Origin of the sequence: Clostridium sartagoforme AAU1 (genome assembly GCF_000401215.1) — a bacterium.
Classification (GTDB): Bacteria; Bacillota; Clostridia; order Clostridiales; family Clostridiaceae; genus Clostridium; species Clostridium sartagoforme.
Genome location: NZ_ASRV01000179.1, coordinates 1 through 1,572 on the forward strand (window position 1 = coordinate 1; position 1,572 = coordinate 1,572).

The window sequence follows — 1,572 nt, forward strand, 5'->3', positions numbered from 1 at the left end:
TATATTTTTTCTATATAATAATTATTATATTTACAATATATAGTAATGACAATAACTATTTATTATAATTTACTATATATTGCATTAAAAAAACTACTTGATATTTAATTATACTATGGTATACTAATGATATAAATTATCATTTAATAATAGAAGGTGAATAATATGGATAAAATTATAATAAGTGAAGAAGCATACAACGAATTCAAATCATTTTTAGATGAAAATGAAGTTGATAACTACAGTATAAGAATTAATTTAGCTGGATTTGGATGTAGTGGTCCTGCTTTCAATATATCTGTTGATGATGTTAAAGAAGGAGACCTTACTCAAAAAGTTAACGATATTACTTTTGTTGTAGAAGAAAAATTAGTTGATGAATTTGGCGGATTTAAACTACTTTCAACTGAAGAAAATGAAGGAAGAGGATTATCTCTTAAACCTGTCATTGAATCTGAAGGTGGATGTGGATCTTGTGGTGGTGGATGTCACTAAAAAAGAGTTGCAATTGCAACTCTTTTTTATAGATAAATATAGACTTTCTACTGAGTATCAATTATTAACCTTTAACCAATGATACCTGTTCATTGTGAACTATCATAAAGTTATTTAGCTATAATTTCTGCTCCTTCTTCTGTGACTAAAACAGTATATTCCCATTGAGCTGAATATCCTCCATCCTCTGTAAATACCGTCCAATCATCATCTTCATCTACAAATACTTCATAGTCCCCTTGATTTATCATAGGCTCTATTGTAAACACCATTCCAGGAACTAATACCATTCCTTCTCCCTTTTTCCCATAATGAGCTACAAATGGGTCTTCATGAAACTCTAATCCAACTCCATGGCCACCAAAAGATCTTACCACTGAAAATCCATTTACTTCTGCGTGTTCTTGTATTACAGCTCCTATGTCTCCTAAGAATCCCCAAGGTCTTACAGCTTCAAATCCTTTTTCTAAACATTCTTTTGCAACTCTTACAAGCTTTCTATCTTCTTCTGCCACATTACCAATCATAAACATTCTTGATGCATCTGAATAATATCCGTTATATATTGTTGATACATCTACATTTACAATATCTCCCTCTTGCAGTATAGTATCATTACTTGGTATTCCATGACATACAACATCATTTATTGAAACACAAACACTTTTAGGAAATCCGCCATAATTTAATGGTGCTGGTATTGCTCCACTGTTAACAGTAAAATCATGTACTATCTTATCAATTTCCTCTGTACTCATTCCTATCTTAATTTTTTCTTGTACTAAGTCTAATACTGCATTATTAATTTTAGCGCTTTCTTTTATTCCTTCTATTTGTTCTTTATTCTTAATTAGCTTTCTAGGTGGAATGTGAAATCCCTTTGCTCTCAAGCTATCTAATTTTTCATCTAATTCAATGTGGCATTTTTTATATTTCTTACCACTTCCACACCAACATTGATCATTTCTATTTAAATTCATATTAAACCTCCTTTTAAATTTTCCAAATCAAAATAATTAACAATTACATATTTACATTTCACAATATACTAAAAATTATTTCAAATATAATTTTATT

The 1,572-nt window shown here is 29.3% G+C and carries 2 protein-coding genes; one reads left to right on the top strand and one right to left on the bottom strand.

Annotated elements, in window-relative coordinates; translation table 11 throughout:
- Positions 1 to 165 precede the first annotated feature (165 nt).
- The gene (locus tag A500_RS14525) at positions 166 to 495 is read left to right on the top strand and encodes a HesB-like protein (RefSeq protein WP_016208321.1); all 330 of its coding nucleotides are present in this window, start codon (positions 166 to 168) and stop codon (positions 493 to 495) included.
- A 110-nt stretch (positions 496 to 605) separates the two neighbouring features.
- Here A500_RS14525 and A500_RS14530 read toward each other — a convergent pair whose 3' ends face one another.
- Positions 606 to 1,475 (bottom strand): methionyl aminopeptidase, encoded by an 870-nt coding sequence (locus tag A500_RS14530; protein ID WP_016208322.1) that lies wholly within the window; start codon positions 1,473 to 1,475, stop codon positions 606 to 608.
- Positions 1,476 to 1,572: the final 97 nt, after the last annotated feature.